The sequence below is a fragment of the Candidatus Thioglobus sp. genome (assembly GCF_028599055.1).
Taxonomy (GTDB): domain Bacteria; phylum Pseudomonadota; class Gammaproteobacteria; order PS1; family Pseudothioglobaceae; genus Thioglobus_A.
Window position 1 is genome coordinate 1 of record NZ_JAQRMS010000016.1, and the last position, 17,399, is coordinate 17,399.

Here is a 17,399-nt window from a genome sequence, read left to right on the forward strand (position 1 = left end):
TGCCCATATGCCACAATACAGAGTTGATGGCTGATTTGCGTGAAGAGCCTGTACCAACTACATCGCCGACAAACGCCAAAGGTAAGCCTTTTTCTTTAAGCTGCGCAATGGTTTCAAGTGGGCTGTCCATTTTTTTAATCAGCATTGATTGCGCATGTAGAGGAATGTCAGGACGAGACCAAGCTTCAGTTGCTGGCGATAAATCATCCGTGTTAATTTCACCCTCTACTCGGAAAACGGTTAATTTAATTTCTTTTGGTAATTTTTCCTTACAAGTGAACCATTCGCCATTTGCCCATGCGTCAACGACTTGTTTGGCAAATGTGTTGCTGGCTGATTTTTCAAAAATTATTTGGTAGGCTTCATAAATTAACAGTGTTTTTGAAAGTGCGTCTGTTGCAGTTTGAGCGGTTTCATTTATATCTAGCAAGTCAATTAGTGGCTCAATGTTATAGCCACCCATCATGGTACCTAATAAGAAAGTGGCCTTCTCTTGGCTAATAGTATTACAGGCCTGATCACCTTTGGCAACACTAGCTAAAAAGCTAGCTTTGACATAGGCTGCTTCGTCTACACCAGGCGGTACGCGATGGGTTAATAAATCCAGATAAAAGTCATCATCATCGGCTGCAATAAGATGCGCCACAACGGATTGTGTTTGCTCTGCGTTAAGTGCTAATGGCGGTAGGTTGTTTTGCTTGCGCTCTTTAATATGTTTTAGGTAGTCCGATTTCACGAGGATATTTTATAAGAATAAATAAAAGCGTATAATTTTATCATTTTTACAGCCTTTAATAAATATTATGGAACTGAATGCTTTAACTGCCATTTCTCCGGTTGACGGACGTTATTTTGACAAAACCAAAGATTTGGCGGATATTTTTAGTGAATTTGGCCTGATTAAGTATCGCGTATTGGTTGAGGTTGAATGGCTTCAAGCCATGGCTGACAACAAGAATATTGCTGAAGTGCCAGCTTTTAGTGCGCAAGCAAGCGAGTTTCTAGCTGATATTGCGACTAACTTCTCTTTAGAAGATGCGCAAGCGGTTAAGGATATTGAAAAAACAACCAATCATGATGTTAAGGCAGTTGAGTATTTCTTAAAAGATAAGATTAAAGATAACGCAGAGTTGAACGCAGTAAGCGAATTTTTTCACTTTGCCTGTACGTCGGAAGATATTAATAACTTATCACATGCATTAATGTTGATTGACGGTCGTCAAGTATTACTTAAACAAATGCAAAATGTTTTGTCTTTGATTGCCAATATGGCCAAAGATAATGCAGCTATTTCAATGTTGTCTCGTACCCATGGTCAAACTGCTTCGCCAACAACCGTAGGCAAAGAAATGGCTAATTTTGCATTTCGTCTGAAACGTCAAATTGATCATTTAGAAAGTGTGCAAGTTATGGGTAAATTTAATGGTGCAGTGGGTAACTTTAATGCACACTTATCTGCCTATCCAGACCTTGATTGGCAAGCAATTTCAAAGCAGTTTATCGAAGGGCTTGGTGTTAATTATGCAATGTATACGCCACAAATTGAAACGCATGATTACATGGCGGAGTATTTCCATTCAATGAATCGCTATAATACAATTTTGATCGATTTTTGTCGCGATATTTGGGGCTATGTATCGTTGGGTTATTTCAAGCAAAAAACCATCGAAGGTGAAGTGGGCTCATCAACCATGCCACATAAGGTAAATCCAATTGATTTTGAAAATGGTGAGGGTAACCTAGGACTTGCAAATGCAATGAATACGCATCTGGCGGATAAGCTAGCAATTTCTCGTTGGCAGCGTGACTTATCCGATTCAACCGTTCTTAGAAATCTAGGTGTGAGTTGCGCGCATTGTTTGGTGGCTTACGCTTCTATTGCAAAGGGTATTGGCAAATTAGAAACGAATGAAGCTCGCCTACATCAAGACTTAGATTCATCATGGGAAGTGTTGGCCGAGCCAATCCAAACGGTGATGCGTCGTTATGGTATTGAAAATCCATACGAAAAGCTGAAAGCACTAACTCGTGGCAACACCATTGATGCACAAGTATTAGCTGAATTTGTTAAAGATCTAGACATGCCAGAAGCCGCTAAACAAGCCTTGGCAGAATTAACACCAATGAGCTATACGGGTGATGCGCAAAAATTGGCGCAAGACCTTGAAAAACTGATATAATTTCGCGTCTTATATCTTTTTGATGTAAGCTATTAATAAATAAAGGAGCAAAAAACCCATGGTTAAAATTAGACTAGCCCGAGGTGGAGCCAAGAAAAAACCTTTTTATTCAATCGTAGCAACAGACTCACGCAAGCGTAGAGACAGTGGTTACATCGAGCGTATCGGATACTTTAATCCGGTTGCTCGTGGACAAGAGGTTAGGCTTACTATCGAAGAAGACAGATTAGATTACTGGACGTCAAAAGGCGCGCAGTTAACTGATCGCGTTCAACAACTTGTTAAAGAATTTAAAGACCCTTCAATTCGTGAGAAGCGTGTAGCAGCTCAAGAAGCTAGAGCAGCAGCAGTTGCAGCTAAACTAGCAGCAGAAGAAAAAGCGAAAGCAGACGCTGAGGCTAAAGCTGAAGCAGAAGCTAAGGCAGCAGAAGAGGCAGAGGCAAAAGCAGCTGCGGAAGCAGAAGCTGCGGCGGCTGAAGCGTCAACAGAGGAAGAAGCACCTGCTGAATAAGTAGTGAGCCAAAACTCTAACAATAAAAGGCTATTGATCGGACAGATTAATGGCCTTTTTGGCGTTCAGGGCTGGGTGAAAATATTTTCCTATGCGCATCCAAGAAAAAACATCCTTACTTACAAGCCTTGGCATGTTCAAGTTGATGGTGTATGGACAACACTTGAGATGGTTAAAGGGCGTGAACAGGGCAAGACGATTGTTGCACAGCTTAAAGGGGTTAATGATCGAGAAGTGGCCAGGGGTTATATTGGCACAGAGCTTTATATTGAAAGAGTTCAATTGCCAAAATTGCCAGAAGGTAAATACTATTGGGACGAACTAACCGATTTAGAGGTGATTAATACGAACGGCATTGTATTGGGTAGAATCGCTTATATGGTTGATACAGGCTCAAATAGTGTCATGGTTATTAACGGAGAAAAAGAATCCCCCTCAAGGGGGGACGGTAAAGAGCATTGGGTGCCTTATATTGAGCCATTTTTAATTTCTATAGACATGGATGCCCGTCAAGTATTGGTTGACTGGGATGAAGATTTCTAATGCTTATAGATCAAGACATAAAAAAGCCTGCAATAATGCAGGCTTTTTTATGGGTAAGGTAAAGAGTTTCTTAGTGGCTCATCAACTCAATATCGATACCAATGTTTTCAAGAAAATGTCTTACCTTGATGTTTGCACCAACAATGGTAATTTCTGCAGACTTCTCCTGACAAATATTACAAATTTCAGCGATTGATCTAGAGGTTGTATAATCAATCACGGGTACATTAGACAGGTCTAGAATAACTCTATTGTAGTCAGATTTAGTTGAAAAATCTCTCACAATGCCTTTGGCTGAACCAAAGCTCATCGGGCCATTTAGCTGGTAAAACAAGGTGTTTCCTGCGCGAAGCAACTCTTGGTGAGTTTCATCTAAGTGGGCAGCTTCTTCAATGGTTTGTACTGATACAATGCTGGCAAGTTGAACGTCAGTCATTCTTTGTAAGAAAATTAAACTAGCCATAACCAGTCCAACACCTACAGCGGCCATTAGGTTGTAAAACACAGTAATGCCTAGTACCACAATCATGATTAACGCACCAGATTTAGGGGTAGAAATTAAGCCTTTTAAGTATTCCCAATCAATGATGTCAGTACCTACTTTCACCAAGATAGCGCCTAATACAGCTAGTGGAATCTCTTTAGCGTATTGTGCACCACCTAGAACAATTGCTAAAAGAATAATCGCATGAAGTGCACCTGATAATGGCGTTAGACCGCCTGCCTTAACATTGGTCATGGTGCGCATGGTAGCACCCGCACCTGGCAAGCCGCCAAACAAACCTGATAATGTGTTACCAATACCCTGGCCAATTAATTCACGATCAGATTTATGATGTGTGCGGGTAATTTCATCAGAAACCAATGAAGTTAATAATGAGTCAATTGAGCCAAGAATGGCTAGCATCATGCCCGCTGCGATCATATCAACAACAATGCTTACTTCAAAAGTTGGCATATTGAAATCAGGCAGTCCTGTTGGAATGTCACCCAAGAGCATATTGTTAATAGGCTCTATATTTGATGAGAACATTCCTGGGAAAAACAGCAAAATTAGCGTGCCAGTCATTAAGGCAAATAAAGGTGAGGGGATAAATTTACCGATTTTTTTAGGTAGTAGATAAACAGTAACTAAAGTAATTAAAGCGATACTCATAGCGCCTGTATTGACAAAATAATTTTCAACATCACCTAGTTGCGAAAAAATACCTAGGGTTGAGCCTTTTATTTCATAAAAACCCAACACCTGAGGAATTTGAAGAATAATAATAATTACACCAATACCCGTCATAAATCCAGAAGTTACCGGATGAGGCATGAGGTTAATAAAGCGGCCTAATTTTAACAAACCAAAAATAATTTGAAAAATGCCGCCCAGAACAACCGTGGTAAAGGCAATGGCAAGGCCTGCACCCAATGCTGCGTCATGGGTGTATATTAGCCCGGTAGCTGGGTCAATCTTACCTTCAAAAAAAGTAATAAACTGCGTAACCACCAATGCCATAACAACGGTCATTGGGCCAGTAGGGCCTGATACTTGTGCACCGGTACCGCCAAATAATGCAGCAAAGAAGCCGGTAATAATTGCACCGTATAGTCCTGCGATAGCGCCAGCGCCTGAAGCAAGGCCCATGGCAATGGCAAATGGTAGTGCAACAACGCCAGCAGTAATACCACCAGTGATATCGCCACGAATATTGTTAAAGTGTAAATTTTCAAATAATTTCATGAATTGATCCTTTGGTTTGGAAGTTGCTCTTGAAAAAGAGCAAGTCGACCATTATACAAAATTACATGCACTAAATGAAGGGATTATTATATAATATTGCGCTTATATTTACACTTTACGAGATATTAAGTGCAAATCTTGGTGCTTTTGTGCCACTTCTTTATAAATAGGGATAAATAATGAACAAAATTGCAAAATTTTTGCCATTTCTAGCGTGGATTGGTGAGATTAAAGACTCGAATATTTTAAAGGCAGACCTGGTTGCCGGTCTAACAGTGGCCTTAGTATTAGTGCCACAATCAATGGCTTATGCACAATTAGCTGGCCTGCCACCTCAACATGGCTTGTATGCATCATTCTTGCCAGTTATGATTGCCGCGTTAATGGGTTCATCTCGCCAATTAGGCACGGGTCCAGTGGCCGTTGTCTCATTGTTAACAGCAGCAGCAGTGCCAACTATTTTGCCTGAAGGTGCAAGTATGGAGGAGTATGTGATTTATGCCTCATTATTAGCCTTTATGGTGGGTATATTTCAATTTGCATTAGGCGCTTTAAAGCTTGGTTTTGTTATTAATTTCTTGTCACATCCAGTGGTTGTTGGCTTTACTAATGCAGCGGCGATTATTATTGGTACCTCCCAATTAAACAAGGTGTTTGGTGTTGCAAAAGGTGATGGTGAACACACCTATGAGCAGGTCTGGGGTACGATTGTAAACGCAACTTCAGACACTCACGTGGTTACTCTATTGATCGCTCTTATTGCTTTTGCTATTATGATTGCTGTGAAGAAATTTGCACCTAAATTGCCAGGTGTTTTGTTAGCGGTTACTATTACGACAGTTATTGCTTGGTTGATTGACTTTGGTGGTTCTGTTGAAGCAGGTGGCTATGGTGGCGCTATTGTTGGTGTGATCCCTGAAGGTCTGCCGGCATTAACCATGCCAGGGTTTGATTTTTCAGTCATGAATCAAATGATTGTAACGGCAATCACCATTGGTCTAATTGGTTTCATGGAGGCTATTTCAATTGCCAAGGCAATGGCTGCACAAACTAAGCAGCGCTTAGATGCTGACCAGGAATTAATAGGACAAGGTTTGTCTAACATTGTATCAAGTTTCTTCCAGGGTTATGCAGTATCAGGTTCATTCTCACGTTCTGCGGTTAATATCTCTGCAGGTGCGGTGACTGGTTTTTCATCAGTGGTAACAGCAGTGATCGTGGGTATTACGTTATTATTTTTGACCCCTCTTTTGTACCACTTGCCACAAGCAACACTGGCAGCTGTTATTATTATGGCTGTTATTAACCTAATTAAATTTGCACCAATTATGCATGCTTGGAAGGTAGAGAAGCATGATGCAATTGTTGCGGTTGCGTCATTTGTCTTGACTTTGTTATTCGCACCACACTTAGAAAACGGTATTGTGATTGGTGTTGTTTTATCGTTGGCATTATTTTTGTATCGTACGATGCAGCCAAGATTTACCGAACTATCAGCACATAGCGGCTCAACCATGCTGGTTAATGCATTAGATAATAAGCTTGATCGCTGTGAAGTGGTTTCAATTGTGAAGTATTCAGGTGCGCTATACTTTGGTAATGCGGGTTATTTTGAAGACCGCATGCTTAATCTGGTTGCCGAAAAACATCAATGTCTTAAATATATTATTGTTGATATGGCAGGTATTAACCAAATTGACGCTTCAGGTGAAGAAATGCTAGCAGGCTTATTAGATAGATGTTCAGCGGCAGGCGTGGAGATTTTATTTGCACGTACCGAAGGTATTGAAAAAGTATTAAGAAAATCAGGATTTATGAAGACGTATGGCGAGGATCGTTTTTATGATCGTCGTACGGATGCGCTACGTTACGCTTGGAAAGAGCTAGGTGACGATGAAGCGGCTTCACACAGTCCTTTAAAGCACCTTATTTCTTAGAACTAATTTAAATAAGTGTTAAAAAATCCAAGCTTAGGCTTGGATTTTTTTTTGGATAAGCGGCAGTTACAAATTTTCGTAAAATGCTTTTACAAAATAAAGGCCTTGAGGTTGGGCTGTTGCACCAGCTTGTTTTCGATCTTTAGAATCTAGCACCTCTTTAACCCATTCAACGTCTCGCTCGCCCTTGCCTACTTTAAGCAGTGTGCCAACAATATTACGCACCATATGGTGCAAGAAGGCGTTGGCTTTGATATCTAATAGAATCTCATCGCCTTGTTTGCTTAAACGGATAAATTCAATGGTTTTAATGGGTGATTTGGCTTGGCATAAACTACCTCTAAAGGCAGAAAAATCATGCTCTCCTAGCAAATACTGCGCAGCTGCATTCATATTCTCAATATTGAGTGCTCTTGGCTCCCAAAGAGAATGCTGGCCAATAATAGCTGAGCGAACTTTGGTATTATGAATTTTATAATGGTAGCGCCTTGCATAAGCGTTAAAGCGCGCATGAAAATCATCATCAACGCGTTTTGCCCAAGTGAAGTTAACATCATGAGGAAGATTAACATTGCCACCAAACAACCAAGCTTTATCTTCACGATCAGCCTGTGTTTCAAAATGAATAACCTGTTCAATGGCGTGTACGCCAGCATCCGTTCTTCCAGAGCAAAACACCCTGACAGGATGATCAGCAATTTTGGATAACGCTTGTTCAACCACTTGCTGAACGGTGCGAATACCCGATTTTTGCAATTGCCATCCATGGAAGTTAGTACCCATGTATTCAACGCCTAATGCTATTTTCATAATTAAACATCTGTGTAAAATTGATGTAACTATTTTAACCACTTAACGAGTATCTTGTGAAAAACGAAGCAACTGGATTAAAGAGAATTTTTACCGCCTATGAGTTTTCAATCAAAGGTCTTAAGGCTTGCTACCAATCGGAAGCTGCCTTTAGGCAAGAAGTGTGGCTAGCGGTGGTGTTAATACCGCTAGCCATCATTTTAGGAAAAACCAAGGTTGAGCAAGTTGTTTTGATCGCCACCGTGTTTTTAGTATTGATTGTTGAAATTCTTAATTCAGCGATTGAGTCAGTCGTGGATCGGATTGGTGATGAATATCATGTATTGTCTGGCGCGGCCAAGGATATGGGCTCTGCTGCAGTTTGGTTGTCTCTAATGTTGCTGATTATTGCATGGCTGATTATCCTAATCTAGAAAGTCAAATCAACACACCGGTGACGTGTGTTGTTTTTGATTCGATTGCCAGCACTAATGACTATCTGTCTACGTTGGCATTTTCCAAAACACCTCAAGTTTGCATTGCAAGAGAGCAAACTCAAGGTCGAGGACAGTATGATCGAGCTTGGCTGAGTTGCAAAGATGCCAGTATATTGTTATCAGTTCGATTTGTATTTGATGCTAATGTTGCGCTAAATGGGCTAAGTTTGGTCATGGGCTTGGCTGTGATTGAAGCGCTGGAAAATCTTGGCATTAGCGGTGCTAAACTTAAATGGCCAAATGATGTTTATGTTGATGATAAAAAATTAGCGGGTATTTTGATTGAAAATTCAGCTCAAGGGCAGTATCAATCTGTGGTGATCGGGCTTGGGCTAAATTATTGCTTAGATCAAGATTTTAAATGTGATTCTCCCTGGATTGATTTGGCTCGTATCTTAAAAGATCTGCCAGCTATTGAAGACTTAAGCGCCAAATTGATTAATCATCTAATTGCTTATTGTCAGTTGTTTGCTGAACAAGGTTGGTCATATTTTTTAGCCACCTGGAACTCGTCAGATTATTTATTGGGCAGAGCGGTTGAGCTTGAGTTAAGCAATCAAAAAATTATAGGAAAAGCGTGCGGTGTAAATGCGCAAGGTGCCTTGTTGATTGAGGCTAATAATCAGCTTGTTGAGGCTTATAGCTCTAAACAAATACGTCTTATTTAGGGTAAGATAGTTTGCAAGTAACTAACTGAATTATTATGTCGTTAAATACACTGTCTGTAAAGAATATTAATAAAAAATATGCACGTCGTGAAGTGGTATCGGATGTATCTTTTGAAGTTAAATCAGGCGAAATTGTTGGTTTGTTAGGTCCGAATGGTGCGGGCAAAACCACCTGTTTTTATATTGCTTGTGGATTGGTGAGGGCTGATAAGGGTCAAGTATTTATTGACGGTGTTAAGGTTAGCAAAATGCCAATGCATAAGCGTTCTAAGTTGGGATTGGGCTATTTACCTCAAGAGCCTTCTATTTTTAGAAAGTTATCTGTTGAAGATAATATTATGGCGGTATTAGAATTAAATCCTGCGCTGGAAAAGGTTAATCGAAGCCATCGACTAGAAGAATTGTTGGCTGAGTTTCATATTGAACATATTCGTCATATTGATGGTTTGAGCTTATCAGGTGGCGAAAGGCGTCGTGTGGAAATTGCCAGAGCATTAGCCATGGATCCTAAATTTATTTTATTAGACGAGCCTTTTGCTGGTGTTGACCCTATTTCTGTGGGCGATATTCAGCAAATTATTTACCATCTTAAGGACAAAGGCATTGGCGTATTAATCACCGATCACAATTATCGAGAAATGTTAGATACCTGTGATCATTCTTATGTGCTACATGCAGGTGGCATTATTGCTCAGGGTGACAAACAAACCATTTTAGATAATGCAGAGGTTAAGCAAGTTTATCTGGGTGAATCGAATGTCAACCACTAAGCCTTTCATCACGCTAGGCATTGAAAGCTCATGTGATGAAACCGGCATTGGGCTTTATCATAGTGAACAAGGCCTAATTGGTCATCAGTTGTTTTCTCAAGTAGAGATTCATGCAGAATATGGCGGTGTTGTACCTGAATTAGCATCACGAGACCATATTCAGCGCGCATTGCCGCTGATTAAAGCGGTACTTAAAGATGCGCAATACACATTGAATGATATTAGCGGCATTGCTTATACAGCAGGACCAGGCTTGGCTGGCGCTTTATTAGTTGGCAGCGCGGTGGCTAAATCATTGGCTTGGAGTTTAAAAATCCCTGCTTTGGGTGTGCATCATATGGAAGGACATTTGTTGGCACCCTTACTGGAAGATAAGCAACCAAAGTTTCCATTTGTTGCTTTATTGGTATCTGGTGGTCATACGATGTTGATTGATGTGAAAGCAATTGGTAAGTATGAAATATTAGGTGAATCACTGGATGATGCAGTGGGTGAGGCGTTTGACAAAACGGCAAAAATTTTGGGTTTGGGTTATCCTGGTGGACCGGCCTTGGCTAAGTTGGCAAAGGCTGGAGATCAGGCTGCCTTTACCTTTCCAAGGCCAATGATTGATCGCCCCGGGCTTGATTTTAGCTTTAGTGGGCTAAAAACATTTGCGCGTAATACAGTGGCTAAATATCCCGAACAAAAAGCTGATATTGCCAAAGCATTTGAAGTGGCGGCCACATCAACCTTAATGATCAAATGTCGACGTGCTTTGGAGCAAACCAATAGAGATACTTTAGTCGTTGCAGGTGGTGTTAGCGCCAATCTTGCCCTGCGTCAGGAGTTGGATGCAATGGGCCTGAAGCTTGGTGCTCAAGTGTTTTACCCAAGACAAGAATTTTGCACTGATAATGGCGCCATGATTGCTCTTGCTGGACACTTGCGTTTAAGCAAGGGTCAGTTATCGTCAGAGGGTGAAATCACTATTCGACCACGATGGAGCCTAGAAGAACTGGAGGCGGTGTGAGCCAGCTATCTAAAGTTTATACTCGAGCCTCAACTGGATTAGATGCGCCCATCGTAACGATTGAGGTGCATATTTCAGGCGGACTGCCGAGTTTTTCAATTGTAGGGCTGCCTGAAGGCGCGGTTAAAGAAAGCAAGGATCGGGTTCGGTCTGCCTTGATTAACTCAGGCTTTAAAATGCCAAAAGGGCGAATTACTGTTAGTTTGGCGCCCGCTAATTTGCCCAAGCGTGGTGGGCGTTATGATTTGCCGATTGCCATAGGGGTTTTGTTGGCCTCAGGTCAAATTAAGCCAAGTATTGATAGTGATCAATTCGAATTTTATGGTGAATTGGGGTTGGATGGCTTGATTCATGCAGCTGATGGTTTGCTACCCGCTGTGATTGAGGCACATAAGCAAAAACATAATTTAATCATTCCTTATGATAATTACGAGCATTGCGCCTTAGTTAAAGAAGCGAAGCTTTTTCCGGCTACGCATCTGCTAAAAGTTTGTGAATTTTTAACAGGCGTTGGTGACCTTGATTGTCCAGGCTTGAACATTGATGCACAGATTGAGTATCGTAACGATTTTTCTCAGGTTAAGGGACAGTATCAGGCTAAACGCGCTTTAGAGATTGCTGCTAGTGGTGGGCATAATTTATTGCTTCGCGGTACGCCCGGATCTGGAAAAACCATGCTGGCAGAAAGATTACCGTCAATCATGCCACCATTAAGTGTTGAAAAGGCCTTACAGCGCGCTGCTATTTTTTCAGTTGCTGGACAATCAATTGAGCCATCACAATTCTATATTCGCCCATTTCGATCTCCACATCATTCTGCTTCGGCAGTGGCCTTAGTTGGAGGCGGCTCTAATCCGAAGCCTGGTGAAATTTCACTGGCACATGAAGGTGTGTTGTTTTTAGACGAGCTGCCAGAATTTCCAAGACACGCATTAGAAACCTTAAGGCAGCCTTTAGAAAGTGGCGAAGTGCATGTGTCACGTGCCCAACAGCAAGTTACTTTTCCGGCAAATTTTCAGCTCATTGCAGCGATGAATCCTTGCCCCTGTGGCTATTATGGAGATGGCACTAGCAAGTGCCATTGTACTGAAGATCAAATTAGTAAATACCGAACGAAAATATCAGGACCGCTATTAGATCGAATTGACATGATACTTGAGGTGCCGCCACTACCAACAGAAGTGTTATTGACACAACAAGACCAGCCAATAGAAAATAGCGAAACCATTAGAGCTCGGGTGCTGGATTGTTATAATAGGCAACTAGAAAGACAAGGAAAATTAAACGATCAACTTAATACTGATGAGCTAGAACGTTTGGTTGTTTTGAGTGATAAAAATAAGCAATTGTTAGAAGGTGTTATTGATCAATTACACTTGTCAGCACGTGCTTATCATAGAATTTTAAAAGTGGCTAGAACCATTGCTGATCTCGATCAGGCTGAGCAAGTAACTCAGCAACATTTGATTGAAGCAATTAGTTATCGCCGACACAATGGATAGAACATGGTAATTATTCCCGCAATTGATTTAAAAGATGGACAATGCGTGCGTCTTAGACAAGGTTTAATGGACGACACAACTGTTTTTTCAGATAACCCTGCTGAAATGGCGGCACAATGGGTAGAACAGGGCGCTAAACGCCTGCATTTGGTGGATCTTAATGGCGCTTTTGAGGGTAAGCCGGTTAATGCCTCAAGCGTGACTGAAATCACTAAAGCGTTCCCTGATCTTCCGGTGCAAATTGGCGGCGGAATCCGGGATATGAATATTGCCAATACTTATGTCGAAGCGGGCATTAGTTATTTGATTATTGGCACCATGGCAGTGACTCACCCTGAATTTGTATCGGAGCTATGTCGAGAATTTCCTGGAAAAATTATTGTTGGCTTGGATGCTAATAATGGCTTAGTGGCTACTGAAGGTTGGGCTAAACAAACCGACTTACACGTGGTGGATTTGTCTAAAAAATTCGAGCAAGACGGTGTTAGCTCTATTGTCTACACCGATATTGCTCGTGACGGCATGATGCAAGGTGTTAATGTAGAAGCAACTGCTGACTTAGCCAAACAAACTTCGATTGATATTATTGCCTCGGGCGGCATTACCAACATGGATGATATTACCAATCTATTAAAGGTGGCACATCATGGTATTGGCGGCGCTATCACCGGTCGCGCTATTTATGAAGGCACACTTGATTTTGCCAAAGCACAGCAGTTATGTGACCAGCAGAGCTAATGAATATCGAAGTTGCCTACGCCTTAGAAAACAAACAAACCCTGCTAAGCCTAAAGGTTGAAGAAGGTATTACCTTAAAAGAGGCTATTGAGATCTCCGGCATTATCGACAAATATCCGCAAATTGATTTGCTTAAAGATAAAACCGGTATTTTTGGAAAAATGGCCAAACTCGACACCATTTTAAGAGAAAAGGACCGGGTAGAAATCTATAGACCGCTGATTGCCGATCCTAAGCAAGTTCGTAAAGAACGCGCCGCTCAAGGTAAAAAAATGCGAAGTGGTAAAAAATCGTAATTTTTGGTAAAATAACGCTTTAGATTAAATTTAAACACATGAGCGAAGACCAACCTCCGTCGACACAATCGTTTTTAGCCAAACTCAGCAAGCAGTTTTTTCACACGCCGTTAAAATCAAATTACGAACTACTGCAATCCCTTAAAGAAGCCGAAGAAAATCATGTAATTGGTTCGCATACCCGTAGTATTATTGAAGGCACCATGCAGCTGGAAAATATGGAGGTGCGTGATGTTATGGTGCCAAAATCAAAAATGGTGACGATTGAGCATAATGCGTCAACGAAAGCGTTGCTGGATATTATGATTAAATCTGCACACTCTCGCTTTCCAATTGTCAATTCAGAGCATCATAAAATTCAAGGTATTGTCCTGGCAAAAGATTTGCTAAGCTATTTAGCGGGCGACAAACGTAGTGAATTCAATTACAAAGAATATTTGCGCAGCGCTATTCTAGTACCAGAAAGTAAAACACTGGGTTCATTACTAAGAGATTTTCAGCAAAAAAAATCACACATGGCAATTGTTATGGACGAATACGGCGAAATTGCTGGTTTAGTAACACTAGAAGATGTGTTGGAGCAAATTGTTGGCGAGATCGAAGATGAGCACGATCTTGAAGAAGACAATATTATTGATTTCGGTGATGGTCGTTATTTACTTAAAGCCAATACGCCTATTGAAGAGTTTGAAGAGTTTTTTAGCGTTAAATTAACAGTAGATAAGGTTGATACGGTTGCCGGATTAGTGATCTCTGGCTTTACTCGACTGCCAGATCAGATGGATGAAATTACCTTACAAGGGTTTAATTTTAAAATATTGAAAACAGATTCAAGGCGTATTCACTTGTTGGAAGTATCGCGCCAAGCTCAGCCGAAGGAGATGTAGTGGAAGTATTGATCAGTGTTTTTCTTATGGGGCTACTAGGCGGCGTGCATTGTTTGGGTATGTGTGGTGGCGTGGTCGCCATGTTGACCGCAGGGCTAGATCCACAAGTTAAGGCTAACCCTCGAAAAATTGCGTTGTTTCACCTGAATTACAACATTGGCCGGATACTTAGCTATATCCTAATGGGTGTTATTTTCGGCGTAGTTGGCGCCATGTTGACACAGTCACTACAAATGAACATATTGGACAAAAGTTTGAGAGTATTCTCCGGTGTTCTGATGATTATGGTGGGGCTGTATATTGGTAATTGGTCAAGTAGTATTCAGATCTTAGAAAAAATCGGTTCAAAATTATGGGCCAAACTTCAGCCGCTTAGTCAACGTTTTTTACCCGTTAGAAATCTTAGAGGTGCTTTTTTTACTGGGCTATTGTGGGGCGGTATCCCTTGTGGCTTGGTATATGGTGCATTGGGTTTTGCCATTGTATCCGGCTCCGCCACTCAAGGTGGTTTGATTATGCTGGCATTTGGATTGGGCACTTTGCCAAGCTTATTGTTAATGGCCGGCTTATCTTCACAATTAACTGTTTTGGTGCAAAAACCATTGATTAGACAAGTGTCAGGGTTGTTTATTATCATCTTAGGTGTTGCCGCTTTATGGATGCCGATTAACTCCATGATTAATGGCAAGCCACACGGACATTCAAATATGCAGCAGCCCGCAATAGAAATGCAAAAACCACACAGCAAAACAATACCTTTCAAACCTTCAGATCTAGATTATCTAACCTAATTCTTATGTCGCTAGAAAATACTGCACAACAAGCGATTGATTTATTAAAGAAATTTAATGCGAGCGATTATGAAATTTCTCTGAGTAGTAGTTCTGGTGTTTCTACTGCAGTACGACTTGGACAAGTAGAAACGCTGGAATATCATCTAGATAAATCATTCGATATTAATGTTTATTTCGGCAATGCCAAGGGGCATGCATCCAGTGTTGATCTAAGTGCTACTGGCATTCTTAATACGATAGAATCCGCTTGCCAAATTGCAAAATATACTCAGCCAGACCCATTTAACGGCCTAGCGCCAAAAGAATTAATGGCCTTTGAGGTGCCGGATTTAAATATGTACCACCCGTGGGATTTAGACCCGGAGCACAGTATTGATCTGGCCATGCGTTGTGAAGCGCAAGCTTTGTCACATGCTGATGTTAACAACTCCGATGGCGCAGAAGTATCCAGCCATCAAGGGGAAAGTCTGTATGCTAATTCTAATGGCATGATGAGCGAGCAAAAAGGTGCTAGGCATTCGCTTAGTTGCAGTGTTATTGCCAAACAAGGCGATGACATGCAAACTGCTTATGAATATACCGTGGCGCTTGATGCACAAGATTTACAAACGCCAGAGTGGGTGGGCGACGGTGTATCAGCACTAGCCAGCAGTAAATTGGGCGCACAATCCCTGCCTACTCAGCAATGTCCAGTTATTTTTTCAAATCGCGTTTCCAGTGGATTATTTGCACAATTAATTGGCGCCTTGGGCGGTTCAAAGCAATATAAAAAATCAACTTTTTTACTCAACAGTATTGATCAAATTGTGGTGCCTGAAAGTATCAGTATCCTAGAAAACCCATTGGTTAGCAAAACCATTGGCGCCAAAGCGTTTGATCGAGATGGTGTATTAAAAAGAAAGCAGTATTTTGTTAAAGATGGCTGTGTTCAGCAGTACGTACTGAGTCAATATTCAGCCAATCAACTTGGTTTGCAAACAACGGCCAATGCAGGCGGGGTTAATAATTTAATCATTGAGCATCAATTCTCTGGCGACTTAGATGCTATGATTAAAGCCATGGACAAGGGTGTTTTAGTGACAGAATTAATGGGTCAAGGTGTGAATGCGACAACGGGTGATTATTCACGTGGTGCGACAGGTTTCTGGGTGGAGAATGGTGAAATTCAATATCCAGTCTCGGGTATCACCATTGCTGGTAATTTAAAAGACATGCTCTTGGGTATTGTCCATATTGGCTCTGATGTAGATTATCGTAGCAATATCAAGGTTGGCTCAATCATGATTAATCAAATGACTGTTGCAGGAGAATCATGAAGCATTATGATGTGATTATTGTGGGCGGTGGCATGGTTGGGCAAGCACTTGCACTTAGCCTTGCTAAGCAGAGTTTTAGTATTGCTATTATTGAACCAAATGATCCAAATCCAACACTGAGTGATGAATTTCACACACGTGTTAGTGCCATCACGCCAAAATCTAAACAGTTGTTAACTGATCTTGGTGTCTGGGAAAATATTAAGCGCAAACAAGCTTTTTCTGCGACCGAAGTTTGGGATCAAAACTCACACGGAAATTTAAAATTCGATACTGAGAATGAGTCGTTTGATCATTTGGGTCATATTATTGAAAATGATGCGATTCAATCGGCGTTGTATCGATCCTTGCAAGCCACACAAGTAACTTTTATTAATGCCAAAGTGGTGGATTTAACCAAGCAAGATGATGGTTATCAAGTTCAACTAGATAATCAAACCACCATAGATTGCCAGTTGTTAGTGGGTGCAGATGGCGCACGATCCAAGGTTAGAGAAATTACCGGTATTACCACCACAGATACCGACTATCAACAAAAGGCCATTGTTTGCAATATTAAAGCCAAGAAAAACTTTAGCAACACAACTTGGCAACGTTTTTTATCAAACAGCATTGTTGCCTTGTTACCTTTGGGCGAGTGTGAAGCCTCGATTGTTTGGTCAGCTGAAAATACATTGGCAGACGAGCTAATGCAGTTATCTACAAAAGAATTTGCACAGCGGCTATCAGCAGGTGTGGAATATCGCTTCGGTGAATTTGAAGTTGTAAGCGAAATTCAGGCCTTTCCACTCATTGAGCGCAGTGCACAAACCTATGTGAAAGAACAGTTAGCCTTAGTGGGCGATGCAGCGCATAATATTCATCCACTTGCTGGCCAAGGGGTTAACCTAGGTTTTGCAGATGTTATAGAATTATCAAAGCAATTAGACTCTGATAAGTCCAAATTAGGCGATTATGGTGTTTTAAGAAAATATGCTAGGGCACGCCGATTGGACAATGAGTTGATGGCAAAAACCATGACCGGCTTAAATTGGATTTATAAAGAAAATAACGAGCCACTCAGGTGGCTACGTGGTTTTGGCATGAATGTTATTAACGAAAATTCAACTTTGAAATCATTTTTTCAAAAACACGCTATTGGCAAATCTTAAAATAGAGCGTATATCTACCTTAATATGCATGATACTATTCCATAAGTAGGACGTAACCAATGTATTTATACTGCAAGGT

17 protein-coding genes and 1 pseudogene are annotated in these 17,399 nt (G+C 41.1%); 15 read left to right on the forward strand and 3 right to left on the reverse strand.

What is annotated here, in order from left to right; translation table 11 throughout:
• Positions 1-736: pseudogene (locus tag PSN35_RS02085) on the reverse strand (aconitate hydratase B); the annotation flags it as partial.
• Positions 737-803: 67 nt separating this feature from the next.
• Between PSN35_RS02085 and purB the strand changes: the two are divergent.
• The 3 genes from purB to rimM are packed head-to-tail and all read left to right on the forward strand — an operon-like array spanning position 804 to position 3,234.
• Positions 804-2,180, forward strand: coding sequence for an adenylosuccinate lyase (gene purB / locus PSN35_RS02090; protein WP_300028811.1), 1,377 nt, complete (start codon positions 804-806; stop codon positions 2,178-2,180).
• Positions 2,181-2,238: 58 nt separating this feature from the next.
• Positions 2,239-2,691, forward strand: a complete 453-nt coding sequence (rpsP, locus tag PSN35_RS02095) for a 30S ribosomal protein S16 (protein WP_300028812.1) — start codon at positions 2,239-2,241, stop codon at positions 2,689-2,691.
• 33 nt (positions 2,692-2,724) lie between these two features.
• Positions 2,725-3,234 carry a ribosome maturation factor RimM gene (gene rimM, locus PSN35_RS02100; protein WP_300028813.1) on the forward strand — a complete coding sequence of 170 codons (510 nt, stop codon included), beginning with the start codon at positions 2,725-2,727 and terminating at the stop codon, positions 3,232-3,234.
• Positions 3,235-3,304: 70 nt separating this feature from the next.
• Here the strand turns inward: rimM and PSN35_RS02105 are convergent, their stop codons facing one another.
• Positions 3,305-4,963 (reverse strand): SulP family inorganic anion transporter, encoded by a 1,659-nt coding sequence (locus PSN35_RS02105; RefSeq protein ID WP_300028815.1) that lies wholly within the window; start codon positions 4,961-4,963, stop codon positions 3,305-3,307.
• 179 nt (positions 4,964-5,142) lie between these two features.
• Between PSN35_RS02105 and PSN35_RS02110 the strand changes: the two genes are divergently transcribed.
• Positions 5,143-6,900 carry a SulP family inorganic anion transporter gene (locus tag PSN35_RS02110; RefSeq protein WP_300028817.1) on the forward strand — a complete coding sequence of 586 codons (1,758 nt, stop codon included), beginning with the start codon at positions 5,143-5,145 and terminating at the stop codon, positions 6,898-6,900.
• 66 nt (positions 6,901-6,966) lie between these two features.
• Here the strand turns inward: PSN35_RS02110 and truA are convergent, their stop codons facing one another.
• Entirely contained in the window at positions 6,967-7,710 is a 744-nt protein-coding gene (truA, locus tag PSN35_RS02115; RefSeq protein WP_300028819.1) for a tRNA pseudouridine(38-40) synthase TruA, read from the reverse strand.
• A 56-nt stretch (positions 7,711-7,766) separates the two neighbouring features.
• Between truA and PSN35_RS02120 the strand changes: the two genes are divergently transcribed.
• Genes PSN35_RS02120 through PSN35_RS02170 form a run of 11 tightly spaced genes read left to right on the forward strand, consistent with a single transcriptional unit; the run spans position 7,767 to position 17,320 of the window.
• Positions 7,767-8,123, forward strand: coding sequence for a diacylglycerol kinase (locus PSN35_RS02120; RefSeq protein WP_300028821.1), 357 nt, complete (start codon positions 7,767-7,769; stop codon positions 8,121-8,123).
• Positions 8,102-8,854, forward strand: coding sequence for a biotin--[acetyl-CoA-carboxylase] ligase (locus PSN35_RS02125; RefSeq protein ID WP_300028823.1), 753 nt, complete (start codon positions 8,102-8,104; stop codon positions 8,852-8,854). Before PSN35_RS02120 ends, PSN35_RS02125 begins: the two co-directional genes overlap by 22 nt.
• A 35-nt stretch (positions 8,855-8,889) precedes the next feature.
• Positions 8,890-9,624: an LPS export ABC transporter ATP-binding protein gene (gene lptB / locus PSN35_RS02130; protein WP_300028825.1), complete on the forward strand. Its 735-nt coding sequence runs from the start codon at positions 8,890-8,892 to the stop codon at positions 9,622-9,624.
• Positions 9,611-10,636, forward strand: a complete 1,026-nt coding sequence (gene tsaD, locus PSN35_RS02135) for a tRNA (adenosine(37)-N6)-threonylcarbamoyltransferase complex transferase subunit TsaD (protein WP_300028838.1) — start codon at positions 9,611-9,613, stop codon at positions 10,634-10,636. Before lptB ends, tsaD begins: the two co-directional genes overlap by 14 nt.
• Positions 10,633-12,138, forward strand: a complete 1,506-nt coding sequence (locus PSN35_RS02140) for a YifB family Mg chelatase-like AAA ATPase (RefSeq protein ID WP_300028827.1) — start codon at positions 10,633-10,635, stop codon at positions 12,136-12,138. The genes tsaD and PSN35_RS02140 overlap by 4 nt, the downstream gene beginning before the upstream one ends.
• 3 nt (positions 12,139-12,141) lie before the next feature.
• On the forward strand, positions 12,142-12,876 hold the full coding sequence (gene hisA / locus PSN35_RS02145; protein ID WP_300028829.1) for a 1-(5-phosphoribosyl)-5-[(5-phosphoribosylamino)methylideneamino]imidazole-4-carboxamide isomerase: 735 nt from the start codon (positions 12,142-12,144) through the stop codon (positions 12,874-12,876).
• Positions 12,876-13,172, forward strand: a complete 297-nt coding sequence (locus tag PSN35_RS02150; RefSeq protein ID WP_300028830.1) for an RnfH family protein — start codon at positions 12,876-12,878, stop codon at positions 13,170-13,172. The genes hisA and PSN35_RS02150 overlap by 1 nt, the downstream gene beginning before the upstream one ends.
• Positions 13,173-13,210: 38 nt before the next feature.
• Positions 13,211-14,059 (forward strand): CBS domain-containing protein, encoded by an 849-nt coding sequence (locus PSN35_RS02155; protein WP_300028831.1) that lies wholly within the window; start codon positions 13,211-13,213, stop codon positions 14,057-14,059.
• Positions 14,059-14,850, forward strand: coding sequence for a sulfite exporter TauE/SafE family protein (locus PSN35_RS02160; RefSeq protein ID WP_300028833.1), 792 nt, complete (start codon positions 14,059-14,061; stop codon positions 14,848-14,850). Before PSN35_RS02155 ends, PSN35_RS02160 begins: the two co-directional genes overlap by 1 nt.
• Before the next feature lie 5 nt (positions 14,851-14,855).
• Positions 14,856-16,169 carry a metalloprotease PmbA gene (pmbA, locus tag PSN35_RS02165; RefSeq protein ID WP_300028834.1) on the forward strand — a complete coding sequence of 438 codons (1,314 nt, stop codon included), beginning with the start codon at positions 14,856-14,858 and terminating at the stop codon, positions 16,167-16,169.
• Positions 16,166-17,320, forward strand: a complete 1,155-nt coding sequence (locus tag PSN35_RS02170) for a UbiH/UbiF/VisC/COQ6 family ubiquinone biosynthesis hydroxylase (protein WP_300028836.1) — start codon at positions 16,166-16,168, stop codon at positions 17,318-17,320. The genes pmbA and PSN35_RS02170 overlap by 4 nt, the downstream gene beginning before the upstream one ends.
• Positions 17,321-17,399: the final 79 nt, after the last annotated feature.

Bases quoted from the DNA above. Each gene is read 5' to 3' on its own strand.
- purB (WP_300028811.1), top strand. From the start codon at position 804: ATGGAACTGAATGCTTTAACTGCCATTTCTCCGGTTGACGGACGTTAT.
- rpsP (WP_300028812.1), top strand. From the start codon at position 2,239: ATGGTTAAAATTAGACTAGCCCGAGGTGGAGCCAAGAAAAAACCTTTT.
- PSN35_RS02105 (WP_300028815.1), bottom strand. From the start codon at position 4,963: ATGAAATTATTTGAAAATTTACACTTTAACAATATTCGTGGCGATATC.
- PSN35_RS02110 (WP_300028817.1), top strand. From the start codon at position 5,143: ATGAACAAAATTGCAAAATTTTTGCCATTTCTAGCGTGGATTGGTGAG.
- truA (WP_300028819.1), bottom strand. From the start codon at position 7,710: ATGAAAATAGCATTAGGCGTTGAATACATGGGTACTAACTTCCATGGA.
- PSN35_RS02125 (WP_300028823.1), top strand. From the start codon at position 8,102: ATGGCTGATTATCCTAATCTAGAAAGTCAAATCAACACACCGGTGACG.
- lptB (WP_300028825.1), top strand. From the start codon at position 8,890: ATGTCGTTAAATACACTGTCTGTAAAGAATATTAATAAAAAATATGCA.
- tsaD (WP_300028838.1), top strand. From the start codon at position 9,611: ATGTCAACCACTAAGCCTTTCATCACGCTAGGCATTGAAAGCTCATGT.
- hisA (WP_300028829.1), top strand. From the start codon at position 12,142: ATGGTAATTATTCCCGCAATTGATTTAAAAGATGGACAATGCGTGCGT.
- PSN35_RS02150 (WP_300028830.1), top strand. From the start codon at position 12,876: ATGAATATCGAAGTTGCCTACGCCTTAGAAAACAAACAAACCCTGCTA.
- PSN35_RS02155 (WP_300028831.1), top strand. From the start codon at position 13,211: ATGAGCGAAGACCAACCTCCGTCGACACAATCGTTTTTAGCCAAACTC.
- pmbA (WP_300028834.1), top strand. From the start codon at position 14,856: ATGTCGCTAGAAAATACTGCACAACAAGCGATTGATTTATTAAAGAAA.
- PSN35_RS02170 (WP_300028836.1), top strand. From the start codon at position 16,166: ATGAAGCATTATGATGTGATTATTGTGGGCGGTGGCATGGTTGGGCAA.